Below are 19,982 nucleotides of genomic sequence, written 5' to 3'. Positions count from 1 at the left end.
TCTTGTTTGTTTTCAAATTCGCTTATGCATTTTATTTTAGTTGATTTATAATTGATTGTAATGTCAAACTACTTTTAAAAATAAGACTTTATTTGTTTTTTATTTTTAAATATTGATCCAATAAACTTCCTTGTTTACCTTCAATAAATCGTTCTCCTTCATAAATGGTTTCGCCTGTTGTTCCGTTTATTATATAACAAGTCAATTTTAATGGATTTGTTTTATGATAACTCCACACTTCATATAAAGGAATTTTTAAATGTTTTTTTTCTTCATATCGTCTTATTGAATGAATTTGTTTTATATTATAAATATCAATTTGATATTGGTTATTCATTTTTGTAGCTAAATCTTCTATTGTGTATTTATATGGTAAATCGTAATTTGTTTCTTTTATCAAATTTCCTAGTTCGTCATATTCTTTAGCTATTCCAAAATGTATATTATGTAAAAAATTTACTGTTTTTTTAATACTCTTATTACTTGCGAAAAATTCCTTATATGTGCTAAGATTTGTATTGTTTTTAGTAATTCTTTCTGAATAATAATCTTTTCCACTTTCTACTCGAATTTTATCCCCGTTTTCTAAAATATAATTTCCATATCCAGAAACATTCATATCTTTTTTTAAGTTCTTGTATTTTTCAATATTAAATATTTCCATAGTATCTTTTTTTATGTTTGAAATGTCTTGTTTCTTTATTTGTGATTTACAATTTAATGCTAATAACAAAAGAAATGATGTAGCTATTTTTTTCATATTACAAATTTTTTCTAATGATGTTCCATTGCCATTTCCAAGTTGATTTCCTTAAAGATCCATTGTAACTCATAATATTATCAGTAGCATGTGTAGGATCTACGCGAGCGTCTTTATAAACAAATTTTCTATTAGGCTCCGTTATTACACCATCTCTGTGCGCATGATATAAGCTTAAGCCATGTAAGCCTTCATGACTTAGAGTTAAATCATTTCTACTATTAAATAAAACTAAATTTTTAACTCCAATATCTTGTATTTGCCCAGCTGCACTATCATAGACATTTTCTGCAATTACAAATACTGTGAAATAATCATTATACTTATTATTTCCTGGTAGTGCTAAAAATTTACTACGCATATCTTTAAAAAAATGCGGTACTTTATCTGTTGCATTAATCCTATAATCTTCATTAAAAACTCCTCCAGAATCAAATTTACCACCAATACTGAAATCAACGTCTGAAGACAAATCTAAATAGTTAATATCATTGCCTAATAAATCTTTTAAAATATTACCACTTACATCTTTTGCAATATAATCTTCTATTTTTGGTAACACTAATGATTGGTATAAAGATCCAAATAAACGTTTTTTTTCAGAATTTGTAAATGCCCCAGTTACAGAAGTACCCGTTAAATTGGTTCTAACATTTACAAAAACCATTTTCAACTCTTTAATATTTTTCACCGCGTGTTGCCCAGTTGTATTTTTATTAGGTAAAACAATTATTCTACCAGCAAGTTTACGTTCCATAAGTTGCTCGGCTATAGATTTTGCTAAAGAACCCTTAGGATAGACATACACATTAATTTCTTGTTTGTTTTCAAATTCTGCTATACATTTTATCTTTAGGGTGTCTGCTGTAGCTTCACGTTTTACTCCTATGGCTTTATCGCTTATCAATACTGGATTAGCATCACTACCATCTTTGCCATTAATCTCAAAATAGTTTTTGTTAAAAACTACCCGTATTTGATCGGGTGCATCTGTACCACCCACCTCTACAAGTGTACGAAGCTCTGCTTCAAAAGGAGGTTTAGGCATTCCCGTAGGCACAACTGCTGCATCACTATAAGGCTTAGGGAATAAGGCTAAATAAGGCACAAAATAATCTTTCGTGAATGGTGCAACAGCAGGTTTTGGAACAATATCAACCTTTATTTTAGGATACTCTTTCTTTAAGGCTTTAAATGCCTCATCTTTAGATTCGTATTCGGTATTAGCGTCTCTGCGAGGTGCTTTACCGTTTGGTGCTTCATACCCATTTTCAATACAATCTTCATATTTAGCTTCGGTGGTTAATCCATTATCATCTACACGTAGCCAGTCAAATCCAAATTGTCCTGTGTAAGTTCCATCCTGTTTGGTGCGAAATTCTACAACACACTCGGTAGTCATTTTATCTAGCGTTGGTGGTTTTTTAGGATTTCCATAAGTAACACCATTTTCATTACCGTTTATGCTAATATGTTTTTGCGAATTTATTTCAATGTTTTCAGCGGAGTATATTTTATAATCACCTCCTACAATCTCAGTGATTTTACCGCCAACAATTCGTGTCCTACTCATATTAGTGGTTTTTAGTTTTTTCGGCACTATTAACGTTGACTCCTTTTTTAGCATTCTTATCAATACTTCCTTCAGAATTTATAACAATACCTTTTTCAGAATTAACTATATTTTTACCTCCTTTTGTTTCACTATGCACATCGCCTCCTATATATTCATCCAATTTACCTGTAATATGAGTAAGCATACTCAATCCTACCGTCAAGCTTTTTGCGCCTGTTACAGTTTCGCTTGATGTAGCCCCTACAGAAATGGTTTGATTCATTCCTACATTAGTCGATTTGTTTACTCCCACAGTAGTAGTGTAATTATTAGATACATTTACTTCCATATCTGTACAATTTACTGAAAAAGTTTTAGGCGCATTTACATTGATATTCCCTTGCCCGTCCATTGTCCAGGTATTGCCGCTTGGGTCTTCTATAAAAACGGAACCTTGGGCATCGTTTAGGATTATTTTTGTGCCAGATCGGGTATGAATGACTTTTTGATCATTTCCTGGGGTATGGTACCCGCTGGTTTCGCTTCCGTTGTAATGAGTCCCTAATACAAACGGTTTTTCGGCATTGCCGTTTTCAAATCCTACAAGGACTTCTTCGCCTATTTCAGGGATGAAATGAAAGCCTTTGCCAGCTCCTGAGTGGGGTTGTATCAAGCGAATCCACGGGGTTTTTTGATTCTTTTTTTCTTGCCAAGGAAATTGTACGCGTACTCTACCCATTCCCATAGGGTCGTTGTTATCTACTACGCGTGCGGTTTGTTCTTCGCAGTTAGAATGGATGTTGTCGTCAAAATAAGGTGGGGTCCACATATCAGGGATTCCTACAAATTCGTTGTAATAATCCTTTCCGTTATGAAAATGGTTGATTTCTATGATGCGGTAGGTTTCCATGGGTCTGTCGTTAATGTCAATCAGCTTGGTTAGAACGCCTTGTTTAAGTTCGGGATCTTTGCTTTTGCCTTTTACGATCATCAGGTTTTCTCTGTGTTCTTTTTGTTTTCGTACGGCCTCTTGTAGTTCTCTGTCTGTTTTATTATTAATACCCGTTGAGTTGTAGTGTTTATTGGGTTTTTTATGGAATACGTCTTTTGAGGCGTTTATTGCGGTTACTTGGTAGGGGTTGAATTTGTTTTGTAATTGGGCTGAGGCGCTATCTCTTTGTAGGGTGCTGCCTGATTCTACATCGTAGGAGGTGTAGGTAAATTGCTGGGGTTTTACAGATATTTCAAAGGATGCGTGTACTAGGTCTGCGCCTTCTTCTAGTTGGATGATTTTAGGACCTACTTTGTTGCCTAATACTAGGCTTTGTCCGTTGTAATAGAGGTATTCGCCATAGCGTATGGCCAGTTGTTTTAAAAATTGGTAATCTGTTTGATTGTATTGTACGGTGTAGGGCAACACGTGTTGGGTGTTGTTATTTTGGGTAATGAGGTTGAGTGTCTTGGGGTAATCTGTTGCTATTTGTTGGGCTATTTCTCCTAGGGTTTTGTTTTCAAAGCTTTGGGATTCAAGGCCTTGTTCTAGCATAATCGTTGGGGCGTGTCCTGTTATGTAAAGTCTGCCGTAACCGTCTTTTTTTAAGAGGTTTAGGTGGGTTATAATCCCTGTAAAGGTTTGTTTTATTTCCCCAAATCGGTGTAAGTGGATCTGTAGGGTTTTGCCTAGATAGCTTTTAGAATTTTCCATGATGTACGCCTCTTCGTTGTCTAGAGAATCGGCACGGGTATCTAGGGTAAAGCTGTCGTGGTCGTTAGTCTTTTGATGGAATGCTAGGTTAAAATGGGATTTTTCTAAAAAGTCTTTGCCTTCTATACTTAGGGTGCAGTACACTAAGAAATCAGATTTGTCTGTTAGGTAGTCTTTAAAGGTGCGTAATTTAGCGTATTTGGCTAGGTCATCTGGGTGGTTGAGCCTTCCATAATCACTATTGTAGTTTTCCATAGTTTGTTTATTTTTTTAGTTCTTTTTTTTTATTTAAAAATAGCATTTATTATAACAAAACGCATTGTTTTATTTTACGATGACTTAAAAATACAATATTTTGTATTAAAACCAAGATTAGTTAATGGGTTTGTTTAGGGGTTTAATAAAATTAATTCAAAACGTTAAACCTCACATATAAGTGTTGGAAATTTATTATTGTTAAAAGGGCTTTGAATCGAAAAAAAACACTCCATTTTTTGTCTTCAATGGAGTAAAACTAGAACTACGGGAAAAATTGCAGTTCATATTCCTCTTTTGTTCTGCATTGCAAAGTCTGTTGTCTAATTTGGGTTCAGTCTATTGATGAGGCAATGTTTTTGTATGCTTACTGAATTTTTTTTGTGTGGAAATTTTTTTCACAAAAAAAAACTACACAAAGTTGTGTGGAAAAAAATTTTTTAAAAAAAACTACACAACTTTGTGCGGAAAAAATATTTTAAAAAAAATCCACACAGATTATACGGAGTGTTAATCTATTTAATTATAAAGATTGTGTCTTGTATTTTCCAAGAGGGGGATTATGAAAAGGGATAGGAAAATAATGTGAGCTCCTGCTTTTCTTGTTTGTGTTTTTAAAATGAGGGCTAAGGGGTTGACAAGAGTTGATTTAAAAAAAGTGTGTCCCAAAAGTAAAAAATCAAGGTTGTATGAGTGTATTTAATAATCAGTATTATGTGATTTTTATCTCTCAATAGGATTGTTTGTAGTCTTTTGGGACACACTTTTATAAAAAATTAAAGTCAAAGCTCAGTTTTGAGCTATTTTTTTATCCTATAAGTTGGGTAAAAAGGTCATTATTTTCATTTAAATACCTATATTGAAAATGATTAATTTCCATTTTATTTTTAATAGCGTCTATGTCTTCTGGTTTTTTTAGTTCTAATCCTACAATTACGGGTCCTGTTTCTCTATTATTTTTTTTAGTAAATTGAAAATAGGTTATATCATCTTCATTTCCTAATATTTCATTTACAAACTCTTTTAAGGCACCTGGACGTTGTGGAAATTGAATCATAAAATAATGTTTAAACCCTTCGTATAATAAGGAGCGTTCTTTTATTTCTTCTGTTCTTTCTATATCATTATTACTACCGCTTATGATGCAAACTACATTTTTATTTTTTATTTTTTGGCTATAAAAATCTAAGGCTGCAATAGATAATGCTCCAGCAGGCTCTACCACTAGTGCTTCTTCATTATAAAGTCTTAATATTGTGGTACAAACTTTTCCTTCGGGAACTAATACGATATCATCTAATGTGTCTTTACAAATTTGATAAGTAAGATTTCCTACTTGTTTAACGGCAGCTCCATCTACAAATTTATCAATTGATTCTAACATAACGTTACTTCCTTTCTCAAGTGCAACTTTCATAGAAGGAGCTCCTAAAGGTTCTACTCCTATTATTTTTGTTTCAGGACTGAGTTTTTTAAAAACGTTTATAATTCCTGAAGCAAATCCTCCTCCTCCTATAGGAACAAAAACATAATCTATTTTTGTTGTTGATTGTTCTAAAATTTCTAGGGCAACGGTTCCTTGACCTGCTATAACTTTTAAATCATCAAAGGGATGAACAAAGGTCTTATTGTTTTTGTTAGCATCTTCAATTGCTTTTTGGTAAGCATCATCAAAAGTATCGCCTATGAGTTGAATTTCTACATATGATTTACCAAATAATTGTACTTGTTTTACTTTTTGTTTTGGCGTTGTTTTAGGCATGTATATTTTGCCATAAATCTTTAGGTGATTACAAGAAAAAGCAACTCCTTGTGCATGATTACCAGCACTTGCACAGACAATTCCTTTTTGACGTTCTTCTGTATTTAATGAACTTATTTTATTATAAGCTCCTCTTATTTTAAAAGAACGAACAACTTGTAAATCTTCTCTTTTTAAAAAGATGTTTGCTTTATATTGTTCTGATATATTTACATTTTGAAATAATGGAGTAGTATTTACTACTCCACTTAATTGATTCTTAGCTAAGATTGTTTCTTCATATAAGTTCATATTGAAGTTCTTTTTTGAATTAGAATTATCAGTTACTATCGTTTTCATCTCGGTCATAGCAGAGCGTAATTTAGCTCCACAAATTTCAATAGAATGATTTCTAATTGCTGCATTGATGGTAACTAATTCAAAATTATCTATACTTTTACTCGTTTGATTGTTATATTTTTCGCCTATTAAATAGGATTCTATTTTTTCCATAAAATTAGCTAACAGGGGCTTACAAGCATGATCAAATAAATAACAGCCATATTCTGCTGTATCAGAAATTACTCGATTCATTTCAAATAATTTTTTTCTAGCAATGGTATTAGCTATTAACGGTGCTTCATGTAAGGATTCGTAATAAGCGGATTCTTCTTTTATTCCTGCTGCTACCATAGTTTCGTATGCTAACTCTACTCCTGCTTTTACAAAAGCAACCAGAAGGGTACCATGATCAAAATAGTCTTGTTCTGTAATTTCTTGACTTGTAGCGGTTGTTTTTTCAAAAGCAGTTTCTGCTGTAGCGGCTCTCCATGATAATAAGTTTTTATCTCCTGCTGCCCAATCTTCCATCATTGTTTTAGAAAACTTACCTGACAAAATATCATCCATATGTTTGTTAAACAAAGGAGTCATAATTTTTTTTAATTCTTCAGAAAGTTTAAAAGCTTCTATTTTAGCGGTATTCGAAAGACGGTCCATCATGTTTGTTATCCCTCCTATTTTCAAGGCTTCTGTAATTACTTCCCATCCGTACTGAACTAGTTTAGCGGCATATTCAGCGTCTATTCCTTTTTCAATCATCTTATCAAAACATAAAATAGATCCTGTTTGAAGTAAACCGCAAAGAATGGTTTGTTCTCCCATTAAATCTGATTTTACTTCTGCTACGAATGACGATTTTAAAACTCCTGCTCGATGCCCTCCTGTACCTACACAATATGCTTTGGCTATTTCTAATCCGTCTTGATTAGGATCATTTTCTGTATGAACGGCTATTAATGTAGGAACTCCAAAACCTCTTAAATATTCATTCCGTAATTCAGATCCTGGTGATTTAGGTGCAATCATAACGACCGTAATATCTTCTCTAATCTTAACTCCTTCTTCTACAATATTAAATCCGTGAGAATAGGAAAGACAAGCTCCTTTTTTCATCAAGGGAATTATTTTCTTTACAACATTTGTATGTTGCTTGTCTGGTGTTAGGTTAGATACAAGATCAGCTGTTGGTATTAATTCTTCAAAGGTCCCTACTTCAAATCCATTAGAAGTTGCTTTTACATAAGATTCTCTTTTATTTTCTATAGCTTCTTTACGAAGGGCATAGGCTACATTAAGTCCACTATCTCTTAAATTTTGCCCTTGTGCTAAACCTTGTGCTCCACAACCTATAATGATAATTTTTTTATTTAAAAGTTTATTTACTCCATTTACAAATTCATTTTTATCCATGAATTCGCACTTGGCTAATTCCTGTACCTTTAATCTGTGTGGTAAAGTGTTAAAATAATTTTCCATAATATTTTATTTTTTATTGTGTTGTTTATAATCCAAAGCTTGTTACAAATGGTTCATTTGTACTCTGTGAAATTAAAGTTGAATTCTTTTTTTCTAATTCGGTTACTTTTTGATGAATTCCTTTACTATCTTTAATGATGGCTATACGTGAACTTCTAACAAATTCGATAAGTTGATATTCTTCTAATTTTTTTAGCAATTTTTCTATTTCATCTTGTTGACCTGTGGTTTCAAAAACGGTATAATCTTCTCTAATAACTACTGCTCTAGCGCCATATTCACGTAATAATCGTTCTACTCTTACTTCTTTCATTGTAACTGAGGTAGGAACTTTGTATAAAGCCATTTGTTGCCAAATAATTTCATCATTAGTATTGTAAAAAACTTTTAAAACATCTATTAATTTTTCTAATTGTCTAGCTAAATTTTTAATCTTTTCTTCTGTTTCATTTATTACTAATGTGAATCTATAAATGTTTGGAATTTCACTAGGTGATGTATTTAAACTTTCGATATTAATTTTCCTTCTTGAAAAAAGAATCGAAATTTTTGTAATCAATCCTATATGATTTTCAGTATAAATCGTTAATGTATATTCTTTTTCATAATCTAATTTTTATATTTCTTCTTTAGATAAAACGATTTGCGCAACTCCTCTTCCTTGTGGTACCATAGGAAATACATTGTCTTCTTTTGCTACTTTTATTTCTAATAAATAGGCTTTTTCATATACTAAAAATTCTTGTAATGCTTGTTTTAAAAGCCTTCTTTCTGCTACTTGTGCTCCTTTTATCCTATAGCCTTTTGCGACTTGGACAAAATCAGGACTTTGAATATCTGTAAATGAATATCTTTTTTCGTGAAATAATTCTTGCCATTGGCGAACCATTCCTAAAAAACTATTATTCAGAATCAGTATTTTTACATTGGGTTGATATTGCATTATAGTTCCTAATTCTTGAATGTTCATTTGAGCTCCTCCATCTCCCATAATTGCAATAACTTGTCTTTTAGGTGCACCGTATTTAGCTCCTATTGCCGCTGGCAGAGCAAATCCCATAGTACCTAAACCACCGCTTGTAATGTTACTTCTAGTCTGATTTTGTGAAGCATATCTACAAGCTACCATTTGATGTTGTCCTACATCAGTTACTATAATTGCATTACCACTAGTTAATTCATTAAGTACTTGAATTACTTCTGCCATAGTAAGTTCTCCTTCAGTAGGAAAAAGTTCTTTTTGAATTAATAAGGTATTTTCTTTTTCTTTTTTTATTCTGAATTCTTTCATCCAGTCAGGATGTGTATTCTGGTTGAGTAATTCTGTTACTTGAACTAGTGTTTCTTTGCAATCTCCCCAGACAGGTACGGTTGTTTGAACGTTTTTATCAACCTCAGCAGGGTCTATATCAAAATGAATTATTTTAGCTTGTTTTGCATACATATCCAATCTACCGGTAACTCTATCATCAAACCGCATTCCCACAGCTATTAAAACATCACATTCATTGGTTAAATAATTAGGGGCATAATTTCCGTGCATACCTACCATTCCTACAGCTAATGGGTGACTGGTAGGTATTGCACTCATCCCCATTATGGTCCAAGCAGTAGGAAGTCCTGCTTTTTCAATAAATTTTAGAAATTCTTTTTCTGCATTGCCTAGGATTACTCCTTGCCCAAACACGACTAATGGCTTCTTGGCTTGATTGATTAATTGGGCTGCTTTTTCTATGTATTCTGGTCTTATGACGGGTTTTTCTCTATAACTTCTTACATAATGACATGGTTTATACCCTTTGTATTCAAAGAATTGAAGTTGCGCATTTTTAGTTATATCTATTAATACGGGACCTGGTCTTCCGGTACTTGCTAAATAAAAAGCTTTGGCTAGTACATCTGGAATTTCATTTGCATCTGTAATTTGATAATTCCATTTAGTTACTGGTGTTGAAATATTAACAATATCTGTTTCTTGAAAAGCATCTGTTCCTAACAAATGAGCAAAGACTTGACCTGTGATACATACAAGTGGTGTAGAATCTATCATAGCATCTGCTAAACCTGTTACTAAATTAGTAGCTCCTGGTCCACTGGTTGCAAATACGACCCCTGTTTTTCCACTAGCTCTTGAAAAACCTTGTGCTGCATGAATTGCTCCTTGCTCATGTCTTACTAAAATATGTTGTATCTGCTCGTTATAATCAAATAAGGCATCATAAATGGGCATAATAGCGCCACCTGGATAACCAAAAATAGTTGTAACCTGTTCTGAAAGTAGGGCATCTAATACGGCTATACTTCCAGAAGTTTGTATTGCCTCTCTTAAAGGCGGAGTAACTTGTTCTATTCTTTTTGTTTCCATAATTCTATTTTTTAGATAGTATGGGGTTATTAATTATTTTTAATCGGTAACACATCCTTGAGAGGCATCCGTAACTAATTTTGCATATTTATATAAAACACCTTGGTTAACTTTTAATTTCGGTTGCTGCCATTGTAATGTTCGTTTATGAAGTTCTTCTTTAGATATAGATAAATGGAGTTTATTATTTTTAGCATCTATTTCTATTATATCACCGTCTTTAACTAATGCTATAGTCCCACCATCAAAAGCTTCTGGTGTAATATGTCCTACTACAAAACCATGTGTCCCTCCACTAAATCTACCATCTGTAATAAGGGCTACGCTTTTACCTAATCCTGCCCCTATAATGGCGGATGTAGGCTTTAACATTTCAGGCATTCCTGGTCCTCCTTTAGGTCCTACATAGCGAATTACTACTACATCTCCAGCTTGAATTTTCTTATTTTCAATTCCTGCAATAAGTTCTTTTTCGCCATCAAATACTTTTGCTGGTCCTGAAAAATATTCACCTTCTTTACCTGTAATTTTTGCTACAGCTCCTTTTTCAGCAAGGTTCCCATATAAGATTTGTAAATGACCTGTATTTTTTAAAGGTGATTCAAGAGGTTTTATAATATTTTGATCGTCAAAATTAATTAATGGAATGTTTTTTAAATTTTCAGCTACTGTTTTTCCTGTTACAGTTATACAATGTCCATGAAGTTTTCCTTTTTCTAAAAGGTATTTTAAAACCATAGGAACTCCTCCTTTTTCATGTAAATTTTGCATTAAATAATTACCTCCTGGTTTAAAATCAGCAATTAAAGGTGTGGTATTACTTATTCTTTGAAAATCATCTTGAGTTATCACAACATTTACACTTTTTGCCATTGCTATAATGTGTAAAACAGCATTAGTACTACCTCCTAAGGCTATTAGCGTAGTGATAGCATTTTCAAAAGCTTCAAAAGTCATGATGTCTTTAGGACAAATGTTATGTTCTAATAATATTTTAATGTAATTTGCAGCGCTTTCGCATTCCTTAATTTTATTTACACTTATAGCAGGATTTGAACTTGAATAAGGTAAACTCATACCTAAAGCTTCTATTGCTATTGCCATCGTATTAGCGGTATACATCCCGCCACAAGCACCTGCTCCAGGGCAGGAATTTTTTATAATTCCTTTAAAGTCTTCTTCTGATATTGTTCCGGCAATTTTTTCTCCTAACGCTTCAAAGGCAGATACAATATTCAAATCTTTGCCTTGGTATTTTCCAGGTGCAATAGTTCCTCCATAAACCATGATAGCAGGTCTATTTAGCCTTCCCATAGCTATAATAGCTCCTGGCATATTTTTATCACAACCAGGAACTGCTATCACAGCATCATAATAATGCCCTGCAACAACACTTTCTATACTATCTGCTATAATTTCTCGGCTGACAAGAGAATAACGCATACCATCTGTTCCATTTGTTATTCCATCACTAATCCCTATTGTATTAAAGATTAGCCCTACCATATCCTCTTCATTTACAGATGCTTTTATATAACTGGCCAAGTGATTTAAATGCATGTTACAGGTATTGCCATCATATCCCATTGAGGCTATACCTACAAAAGGTTGCTTTAATTGATCATCGCTTAGGCCTATCCCGTATAACATAGCTTGAGCAGCTGGTTGTGTAGGATCTTGGGTAATCGTTTTGCTGTATTTATTTAATTCCATTATTAAAATTTTGCTTCTAGTGAGTGTGCTTTTTCGGTAACTAAATTTTTATAAGCTTGTTGAAGTTTTCTTCCTAGTGAATTTTCCCATTGAAGAGGAAATTTTTGATGATTTAATGAGTCAACTCCAATAATTTCAGCTGCTGTTCCGCAAAGGAAAGCGCTATCTGCTTTTTCTAATTCTTCTGGTAAATAAAGCCCTTCTATCACTTCTATTTTTAATTCTTTACACAACTGCATTACGGTAGCTCTTGTAATACCTGGTAAAATGTTTCCTAATTGAGGTGTGAATAACTTTCTATCTTTTTCAAAAAAATAAATTTGCTCCTGGTCCTTCAGCTAAAAAACCATCACTATCTAATAATAAAGCTTCATCAAATCCTTTAGCTTTAGCTTCTGAAGATGCTAATATTGAATTTACATAATGCCCACAAACTTTTGCTTCTATTTTTGTTGATCGTGGATGAGGTCTACAAAATGATGAAACTCCTAGATTTAATCTTTTTTCACCTAAATAAGCTCCCCACTCCCAAGCACATATCATTAATGAAACTTGATTAGGGGTACTTAATCCCATATTAGGACTACAAAAAACTAGAGGTCGTATATAAGCATCTGTAAAATTGTTACGTTCTAATAACTCATAAGTCTTTTGGGTTAATTCTTTACTATCAAATTCAAAAGGTATATTAATTAATTCACTAGATTTCTTAAGGCGTTCATAGTGTTCATCTGATTTAAAAATTTTTGTACCATTAGGAGTGTTGTAAGCTCTTATTCCTTCAAATACACCATAGCCATAGTGTAGAGTTTGACCATATAGATCTGAAAACGTTTTTTCTGACTTTAAGAATTCACCATTTAAATATAAAATATGGTTTTCATTGTAGTATAAGTTATTAGTTGGAGCAAAGGTTTCTGATGCTGTTGTCATAATATATAGAATTATTTTTTTAAATTGTTTTGTAATATTTTATTTCAATCACGAATGTATGGTTAGATGTTTTTTTATAAATGATGAAAAAATATTATTTACAATGCTTTAAAAAGGTATTACACGGGGTAATCTATTGTAAATAAAGGCTTTTCACTAATTATTTTTATGATGTTAAACTTTTTGTTTTTTTAAAACAAAAAACATTTTTACTATTTTTTTAACAAATAAAATACCGCCCCAATAGATTTATCTATCAGGTAAAAGAGATTTTATTAAAAATATTTAACTAAAAAGACTAGCTAATAATATAGATGTAGACTATTGAGAAAATAATAGAAGAAGTAGAAGAAGTGTAATGTATTATATGATTTAAAGATAAATCCCATTGTCGCATTTTCTGCTTATTAAAACCTGTTTTCATTTTTGTAATTTTTGTAATTTATAAATAAAAAAGCCTCCTTGTAAAAGGAGGCTTTTTGTTATATTTTTATATTTAAATTTTATTATAGATACATAACACCCCCTGTCCCTATTGTATAAATAATAGTGATAATAATGACAGTAATAATGTTATTAAAATTTTTCATTCTTTTCTTTGTTGCGCACAAATTTATAAAAAAATAAATACAATACAATATGTTATCTAAAAAACATTCAGAAAACTACTGAAAATCAAGAAGGTTATTTACCAATCGCCTCCTGCTCCGCCTCCTGAAAAACCGCCGCCTCCAAAGCCGCCTCCAAAGCCACCGCTATCTCCCCAACTAGTTTCTCCTGAAGACCAACTACTCCCACCGCGTCCCATACGGCTCAAAATAATGATATCTCCTAAATCTAATCCTCCACCTCCCCCGTGATTATTCCCATTTCCTTTACTTTTAGAAATGATAATAAGAAGTACGATTACAATAAATAAGAATAAGAGGACACCTTCTATATCAATTCCTTCTTCTTTCTTTTGTTCTGCTTTGAATTTACCTTTTAAAGCTTGAATAATAGCATCTGTCCCTTCATCAACTCCTGCATAATAATTACCTTTTTTAAATTGAGGTATTATGTAATTACGAACAATTTCACCTGTCACACCTGCTGTTAAACGATCTTCAACCCCATAACCTGGCGAAATCCAAATTTTTCGTTCTTTTTAGCGAGTAGCAAAATAACTCCATTATCTTTCTTCGCATCTCCAATTCCCCAAGTATGTGCCCATCGAGGTGCTAATAAACCTATATTTTCTCCTTTAAGTGTTTCAATAGAAATAAATATTATTTGAGTACTCGTAGAATCTGAATACTTAATTAATTTTTCTTCCACCTTTTTACTTTCGCTATTTGATAATATTTTAGCATAATCGTAAACACTGGTTTGATTTTTTGGTTTGGGAGGAATATCAAATTGTGCCCAAGAAAAGCTAACAAAATGTAGTAGGACAAATAGGAATAATCCTAGTGTATATTTTTTTATTTGAGGTTTGATATTTTTCATTTTAACCTTTAGATATAGTATCAGGTAATTCATTTTTATCTGTTTCAATCCACGGAAAATGTTTTTGTAACTGTATTCCTGCTTTCAAAATACCTTGAATCAATCCTTGCTTAAAATTTCCTTGTTTAAATTCTTGCAGGATTGTATCACGGGTACTTTCCCAAAAGTCTGCTGACACTGCATTATTTATACCTTGATCTCCATAAATAGCAAATGTTTTAGATTCTACTGCTATGTATAGTAGTACTCCGTTACGTAATTGGGTCTGATCCATTTTTAAAAAATAAAACACCTCTTTAGCGCGTTCTAAGGCTACTAAAGAAGTGTTTTTTTCTATATGTACCCGGATCTCACCAGAGGTTAATGATTCAGCTGATCGGATAGCTTCTACGATAGCTTCTTCATCTGTTTTTGACAAGAAATCTTCTACGGTTGACATTATTTTTTTCCGCTTTATCATCAAAATTAAAATCTACTTTTGGAGCATTTTGTGCTTGTGGTTCTGCATCAAAATACGGTTTTTCTTTAAAGCCAAACCAACCAGTAAAAATACTATTAGGAAATATACTTACGTGATTATTATAAGGTTTTATAGCTTCATTAAAACGAGTTCTTGCCGTTTGAATTGTATTTTCAGTACTGGTAAGCTCATCTTGTAATTTTAGGAAATTTTCATTTGCTTTTAATTGTGGGTACTGTTCTACTGTAACTAATAAACGAGATAATGCAGAAGAAACACCACTTTGCGCTTGATTAAACTGTGTTAACTGTTCAGGGGTAATATTTGTGGGATCAACCGTTATTTGTGTGGCTTTCGAACGAGCCTCCATAACTGCCGTTAAAGTTCCTTTTTCAAAATCAGCAGCTCCTTTTACGGTATTAACTAAATTACCAATCAAATCATTACGACGTTGATAAGAAGTTTGTACATTACCCCAAGCCTCTTTTACATTTTGATCTAACGCTACTGCTGTGTTGTTAATTCCTTTAAAATATGAGTATCCAATTAAAATTAATACTCCAATAATAATCCAAGGCAAAAATCTTCTCATAGTTGTTAAAATTTAATTTTTAGAATCTGGTTTTCGTTTTGTATAAAAAGGAAAAATAAACCTCCTACTAGAAATAATTTCCATACTAAATAAACATATTCGTTTGTTTTAAAATTGAAAATCATATATTCTGACGAACCTTGTGCTATTTTATTAATTAAACTAAACAACACAAGGACTGCTAACACTAGATAAATATAATATAGTTTTTTCATACGTAACTATTTTAAACAGTTAGTCGAAACAAAGCATTCGTTGTTACATCTTTTATCTAGTTTCAATTACAAAGCATTTTTTATACTTAATAATTGTTGTTTTATAGATTCTAATTTATGAATGATGGCTAATTTATCTAAAGCTGTTTTTTGTCCTTCTTTCAGATGAATTTTTGCTCCTTCTAAGGTAAAACCTCTTTCTTTTACTAAATGATAAATTAACTCTAGGTTTTTTATATCTTCAGGAGTAAACAACCTGTTCCCTTTAGCATTTTTCTTAGGTCTTAAGACATCAAATTCTTTATCCCAAAAACGAATAAGGGATTGATTTACGCCAAAAGCTGTAGCTACTTCACCCATAGTATAGTAACGTTTATTTTCAGGAAGGTTTATATTCATTTTTTCAATATTCTGTTAACTAAACGGTAAAAAATTAGTCAAATGACTGATTCTCTTGTGTTGCCATTTTAGCAATAGCGGTATACTCAACAGCCGAAATATTTCCGTAATAAAAGTTAATAGGATTTACTACACTTCCGTTTTTATGGACTTCATAATGTAAATGAGGCGCTTGACTACGTCCTGTACTTCCTACAAAACCAATTATATCGCCTCTTTTTACTCTTCTACCTGGTCTACAATTATAGCGACTCAAGTGTGCATATAAGGTTTCATATCCAAATCCATGATTAATAACAATATGATTTCCAAAACCAGAAGCTCCCGCATCAGCTCTACGTACTACTCCGTCTCCAGTAGCAAATACAGGGGTCCCTGTTGGAGCCGTAAAGTCCATTCCTTTGTGCATTTTTCTTGCTTTTGTAAAGGGGTCACTTCGGTAACCAAAACCAGAAGCCATACGTTTTAACTGCTCATTTTTAACAGGTTGTATAGCAGGAATTGATCCTAGAAAACGATCTTTAGATTTAGCTAAAGACAAAATTTTATCTAACGATTTTGATTGATCAACTAAACTTTTTGAAAGACCGGAAAGCCTTGTTTCTGTACTTACTATTAATTGTTCATTGTTCATAGCAAGTAAATTCTTGAAACGCACTTTGGAGATAATTTTCTTATCCTCATTTGTTTCACCAGGACTTGCCATATTAAAATAAACCTTATATATATTATTATCCCGTTCTTCTATACTAGCTAGTACTTCATTTAGCTGATCAATTTTTTTATTAAGGATAACATAGTTTAACTTTAAATTTTCTAACTCTCTAGCCTGCATTTTGTCTTTAGGTGTACTAAAATATCCTAAATCTGATATTAAAAAGAAAAACAAAAATCCAAAAAGCATAGAAGCAAATAAAAATAATATTCCAACTCCTACTTTTCTTCCTTTTTTTGGTTTTATTTTTCTGTAAGCTAGACTCTCTGTGTCGTAGTAATACTTAACTTTTTTCGACATAATTTTAATTAAAAATCCTATTTTTGCACTCGTTATGACAAAGTAACAATTATTATACGAATAATCTAGAAAAAATGTTTCAAAAATTAATATAAACAGATCCTTTTTTTGAAGTATTATTATTTCAGTCTTTCGTATCATTTATTCCGCTGTCGTTAGCTACTTCTTGAAGGAAGTTATAAGAAGAACGTCATCAGGACTAAAAAGAAAAATAGAAATTTTTAAAGATATTTTTTTAGTTTAAACAAGATTTAGAGTAAACACTTTAAACTTTTAAACTTTAAACTTTTAAACAAAAGATTAATGAAATCACAAGACATTCGCAAAGCGTATTTAGATTTTTTTAAAAGCAAAGATCATTTAATTGTGCCTTCTGCACCAATCGTGTTAAAAGATGACCCTACCTTGATGTTTAATAATTCAGGAATGGCACAGTTTAAAGAATTTTTCTTAGGTAATGGAACGCCTAAAAGTCCTCGTATAGCCGATACACAAAAATGTCTTCGTGTTTCTGGAAAACACAATGATTTAGAAGATGTTGGTTTTGACACTTACCACCATACAATGTTTGAAATGTTAGGGAACTGGTCATTTGGTGATTATTTTAAGAAAGAAGCACTAGCTTGGGCTTGGGAATTCTTAACTGAAGTTTTAAAATTAGACAAAGACCGCTTATATGTTTCTGTTTTTGAAGGTAATCCTGAAGAAAATGTACCTTTTGATCAAGAAGCATTTGATATTTGGAAACAATATGTAGCCGAAGACCGAATTATTTTAGGAAACAAGAAAGATAATTTTTGGGAAATGGGGGATCAAGGTCCTTGCGGTCCTTGCTCTGAAATTCATATAGATTTACGTAGTGATGAAGAACGATCTAAAGTTTCTGGTAGAGATCTAGTAAATCAAGATGATCCACAAGTAGTAGAAATTTGGAATAATGTATTCATGGAATTCAACCGTAAAGCGGATAAAAGCTTGGAAAAATTACCTGCACAACACGTAGATACGGGAATGGGATTTGAACGTTTATGTATGGCTATGCAAGGCGTAACATCTAATTATGACACAGATGTTTTTACTCCATTAATTGAAAAAGTAAGTCTAATTACGGGTTTAAAATATACTAATAACGAAATTAAAGATATTACAGAGGAGCAAAACAAAATTAATATTGCTATTCGTGTAATTGTAGACCACGTTCGTGCAGTAGCATTTGCTATTGCAGATGGTCAGTTACCATCTAATACGGGAGCTGGTTATGTAATCCGTCGTATTTTACGTCGTGCTATTCGTTACGGTTTTACTTTCTTAAACAAAAAAGAACCATTTATTAATGAATTAGTAGGGGTTTTAGCTAATCAGATGGGGGAATTTTTCCCAGAAATAAAAGCGCAACAAAATTTAGTAACACAAGTAATCCGTGAAGAAGAAGCTTCTTTCTTACGCACATTAGAACAAGGATTACAATTATTAGAAAAGGTGGTTACTGAAACAGCTGGAAATGAAGTAAAAGGCGAAAAAGTATTTGAATTATATGATACTTTTGGATTCCCTAAAGATTTAACCGCTTTAATTTTAAAAGAAAAAGGATATTCATACAATGAAGAGGAATTTGAAGCAGAATTAGAAAAACAAAAAGCACGTTCACGTGCTGCTTCTGAAATTTCAACAGAGGACTGGAATGTTTTAGTTGATGGAAATGTGGAAACATTTGTTGGTTATGATCAAACGGAAAACGAAGTAAAAATTACCCGTATCCGCAAAGTAGATTCTAAGAAAGATGGTATTTTATACCAAATTGTTTTAGACAATACCCCTTTTTACCCTGAAGGAGGTGGACAAGTAGGTGATAAAGGAACTTTAATTTCAGCTAACGAGTCTATTGAAATCATTGATACTAAAAAGAAAATAACTTAATTTTACATTTTGCAAAACGTTTACCCGAAAATATAAATGCTACTTTCCAAGCAAAAGTAAATACAGATTTACGTGATTTGTGCGCAAGCAACCACTCAGCTACACACTTGCTACATCAGGCGTTACGCAGTGTTTTAGGAACACATGTAGAGCAAAAAGGGTCATTAGTATCACCTAATTATTTACGTTTTGACTTTTCACATTTCTCTAAAGTAACAGATGAAGAGTTAAAACAAGTAGAAGATTTTGTAAATGCGCGTATTCAAGAACAATTACCTTTAATTGAAAGAAGAAGTATTCCTTTTACACAAGCAATTGAAGAAGGTGCTATGGCATTATTTGGCGAAAAGTATGGAGATAACGTTCGCGCTATCAAATTTGGTCAAAGCATGGAATTATGCGGAGGAATTCACGTAAAAAACACAGCAGATATTTGGTATTTTAAAATTGTTTCTGAAAGTGCTGTAGCAGCAGGTATTCGTCGTGTGGAGGCGATTACAAATAATGCAGTGAAAGCTTTTTTTGCTAAACAAGAAAATGTAATGACAGAGGTAAAAGAGTTATTAAAAAACCCACAAGATATAATTAAATCAGTAGTTTCATTACAAGATGAAAACACTAAATTAAAAAAACAAATAGAACAATTATTAAAAGAAAAAACCAAAAATCTAAAAGCAGAATTAGCTTCTCAAATACAAACGATCAATGAAATTGATTTCTTAGCTTCTCAAGTTGATTTAGATGCAAATGGGGCGAAAGATTTAGCTTACGAATTAGGACAAAATAAAAATAATTTATTCGTTGTATTAGCTACTGTTAACGAAGACAAACCTATGTTAACTTGCTACATTTCTAAAGAATTAGTAGAAACTAAAAATTTAAATGCCAGCCAGGTCGTTCGCGAATTAGGAAAACATATTCAAGGCGGCGGCGGCGGACAGCCTTTCTTTGCTACTGCTGGAGGAAAATATGTAGCTGGAATTAAAGAGGCCTTAGAAAAGGCAGTAGAGTTTATAGATAAATAAGGTATAAAAATCTGTACGATTATATA

General features: G+C 32.3%; 14 protein-coding genes and 3 pseudogenes. 1 reads left to right on the top strand and 16 read right to left on the bottom strand.

Annotation, left to right across the window (positions count from 1 at the left end; genetic code table 11):
• Window positions 1-88 precede the first annotated feature (88 nt).
• From JJC03_RS08265 to JJC03_RS08195, 16 genes and pseudogenes are all read right to left on the bottom strand, one after another.
• Window positions 89-760, bottom strand: a complete 672-nt coding sequence (locus JJC03_RS08265) for a hypothetical protein (RefSeq protein WP_165624371.1) — start codon at window positions 758-760, stop codon at window positions 89-91.
• Between the two features lies 1 nt (window position 761).
• Window positions 762-2,333, bottom strand: a complete 1,572-nt coding sequence (locus JJC03_RS08260; protein WP_165624369.1) for a hypothetical protein — start codon at window positions 2,331-2,333, stop codon at window positions 762-764.
• Between the two features lies 1 nt (window position 2,334).
• Window positions 2,335-4,275 carry a type VI secretion system Vgr family protein gene (locus JJC03_RS08255; RefSeq protein WP_235874304.1) on the bottom strand — a complete coding sequence of 647 codons (1,941 nt, stop codon included), beginning with the start codon at window positions 4,273-4,275 and terminating at the stop codon, window positions 2,335-2,337.
• Between the two features lie 808 nt (window positions 4,276-5,083).
• Window positions 5,084-6,328: a threonine ammonia-lyase IlvA gene (ilvA, locus tag JJC03_RS08250; protein WP_088399375.1), complete on the bottom strand. Its 1,245-nt coding sequence runs from the start codon at window positions 6,326-6,328 to the stop codon at window positions 5,084-5,086.
• Window positions 6,329-6,361: 33 nt separating this feature from the next.
• A pseudogene (ilvC, locus tag JJC03_RS08245) lies at window positions 6,362-7,834 on the bottom strand (ketol-acid reductoisomerase); the annotation flags it as partial.
• A gap of 25 nt (window positions 7,835-7,859) precedes the next feature.
• Window positions 7,860-8,393 carry an acetolactate synthase small subunit gene (ilvN, locus tag JJC03_RS08240; RefSeq protein ID WP_374226251.1) on the bottom strand — a complete coding sequence of 178 codons (534 nt, stop codon included), beginning with the start codon at window positions 8,391-8,393 and terminating at the stop codon, window positions 7,860-7,862.
• Between the two features lie 57 nt (window positions 8,394-8,450).
• Window positions 8,451-10,199, bottom strand: a complete 1,749-nt coding sequence (gene ilvB / locus JJC03_RS08235; RefSeq protein WP_235874303.1) for a biosynthetic-type acetolactate synthase large subunit — start codon at window positions 10,197-10,199, stop codon at window positions 8,451-8,453.
• Between the two features lie 39 nt (window positions 10,200-10,238).
• A complete protein-coding gene (gene ilvD, locus JJC03_RS08230) occupies window positions 10,239-11,912 on the bottom strand; it encodes a dihydroxy-acid dehydratase (protein WP_060382991.1) in 1,674 nt (557 codons plus the stop codon).
• Between the two features lie 2 nt (window positions 11,913-11,914).
• Window positions 11,915-12,169, bottom strand: a complete 255-nt coding sequence (locus JJC03_RS18760; RefSeq protein ID WP_309597792.1) for an aminotransferase class IV — start codon at window positions 12,167-12,169, stop codon at window positions 11,915-11,917.
• Between the two features lie 49 nt (window positions 12,170-12,218).
• Window positions 12,219-12,845 carry an aminotransferase class IV gene (locus JJC03_RS08225; protein ID WP_309597771.1) on the bottom strand — a complete coding sequence of 209 codons (627 nt, stop codon included), beginning with the start codon at window positions 12,843-12,845 and terminating at the stop codon, window positions 12,219-12,221.
• A gap of 688 nt (window positions 12,846-13,533) precedes the next feature.
• Window positions 13,534-14,333 (bottom strand): annotated as a pseudogene (locus tag JJC03_RS08220) (TPM domain-containing protein).
• Window position 14,334: 1 nt separating this feature from the next.
• Complete coding sequence (locus tag JJC03_RS08215; RefSeq protein ID WP_060382993.1) at window positions 14,335-14,772, bottom strand: TPM domain-containing protein; 438 nt, start codon at window positions 14,770-14,772, stop codon at window positions 14,335-14,337.
• Window positions 14,735-15,385 carry a LemA family protein gene (locus JJC03_RS08210; protein WP_235874302.1) on the bottom strand — a complete coding sequence of 217 codons (651 nt, stop codon included), beginning with the start codon at window positions 15,383-15,385 and terminating at the stop codon, window positions 14,735-14,737. Before JJC03_RS08210 ends, JJC03_RS08215 begins: the two co-directional genes overlap by 38 nt.
• 5 nt (window positions 15,386-15,390) lie before the next feature.
• The gene (locus tag JJC03_RS08205; RefSeq protein ID WP_235874301.1) at window positions 15,391-15,600 is read right to left on the bottom strand and encodes a hypothetical protein; all 210 of its coding nucleotides are present in this window, start codon (window positions 15,598-15,600) and stop codon (window positions 15,391-15,393) included.
• A 66-nt stretch (window positions 15,601-15,666) separates the two neighbouring features.
• Window positions 15,667-15,999: a MerR family transcriptional regulator gene (locus JJC03_RS08200; protein ID WP_060382996.1), complete on the bottom strand. Its 333-nt coding sequence runs from the start codon at window positions 15,997-15,999 to the stop codon at window positions 15,667-15,669.
• Between the two features lie 34 nt (window positions 16,000-16,033).
• Complete coding sequence (locus JJC03_RS08195; protein WP_060382997.1) at window positions 16,034-17,014, bottom strand: M23 family metallopeptidase; 981 nt, start codon at window positions 17,012-17,014, stop codon at window positions 16,034-16,036.
• Window positions 17,015-17,317: 303 nt separating this feature from the next.
• On the opposite strand from JJC03_RS08195, the pseudogene alaS reads away from it, so the two are divergent.
• A pseudogene (alaS, locus tag JJC03_RS08190) lies at window positions 17,318-19,956 on the top strand (alanine--tRNA ligase).
• Window positions 19,957-19,982: the final 26 nt, after the last annotated feature.

Origin of the sequence: Flavobacterium oreochromis (genome assembly GCF_019565455.1) — a bacterium.
Lineage (GTDB): Bacteria > Bacteroidota > Bacteroidia > Flavobacteriales > Flavobacteriaceae > Flavobacterium > Flavobacterium oreochromis.
The sequence above is the reverse complement of the archived record's forward strand: the minus strand, read 5'-3'. Positions and strand labels throughout refer to the sequence as shown.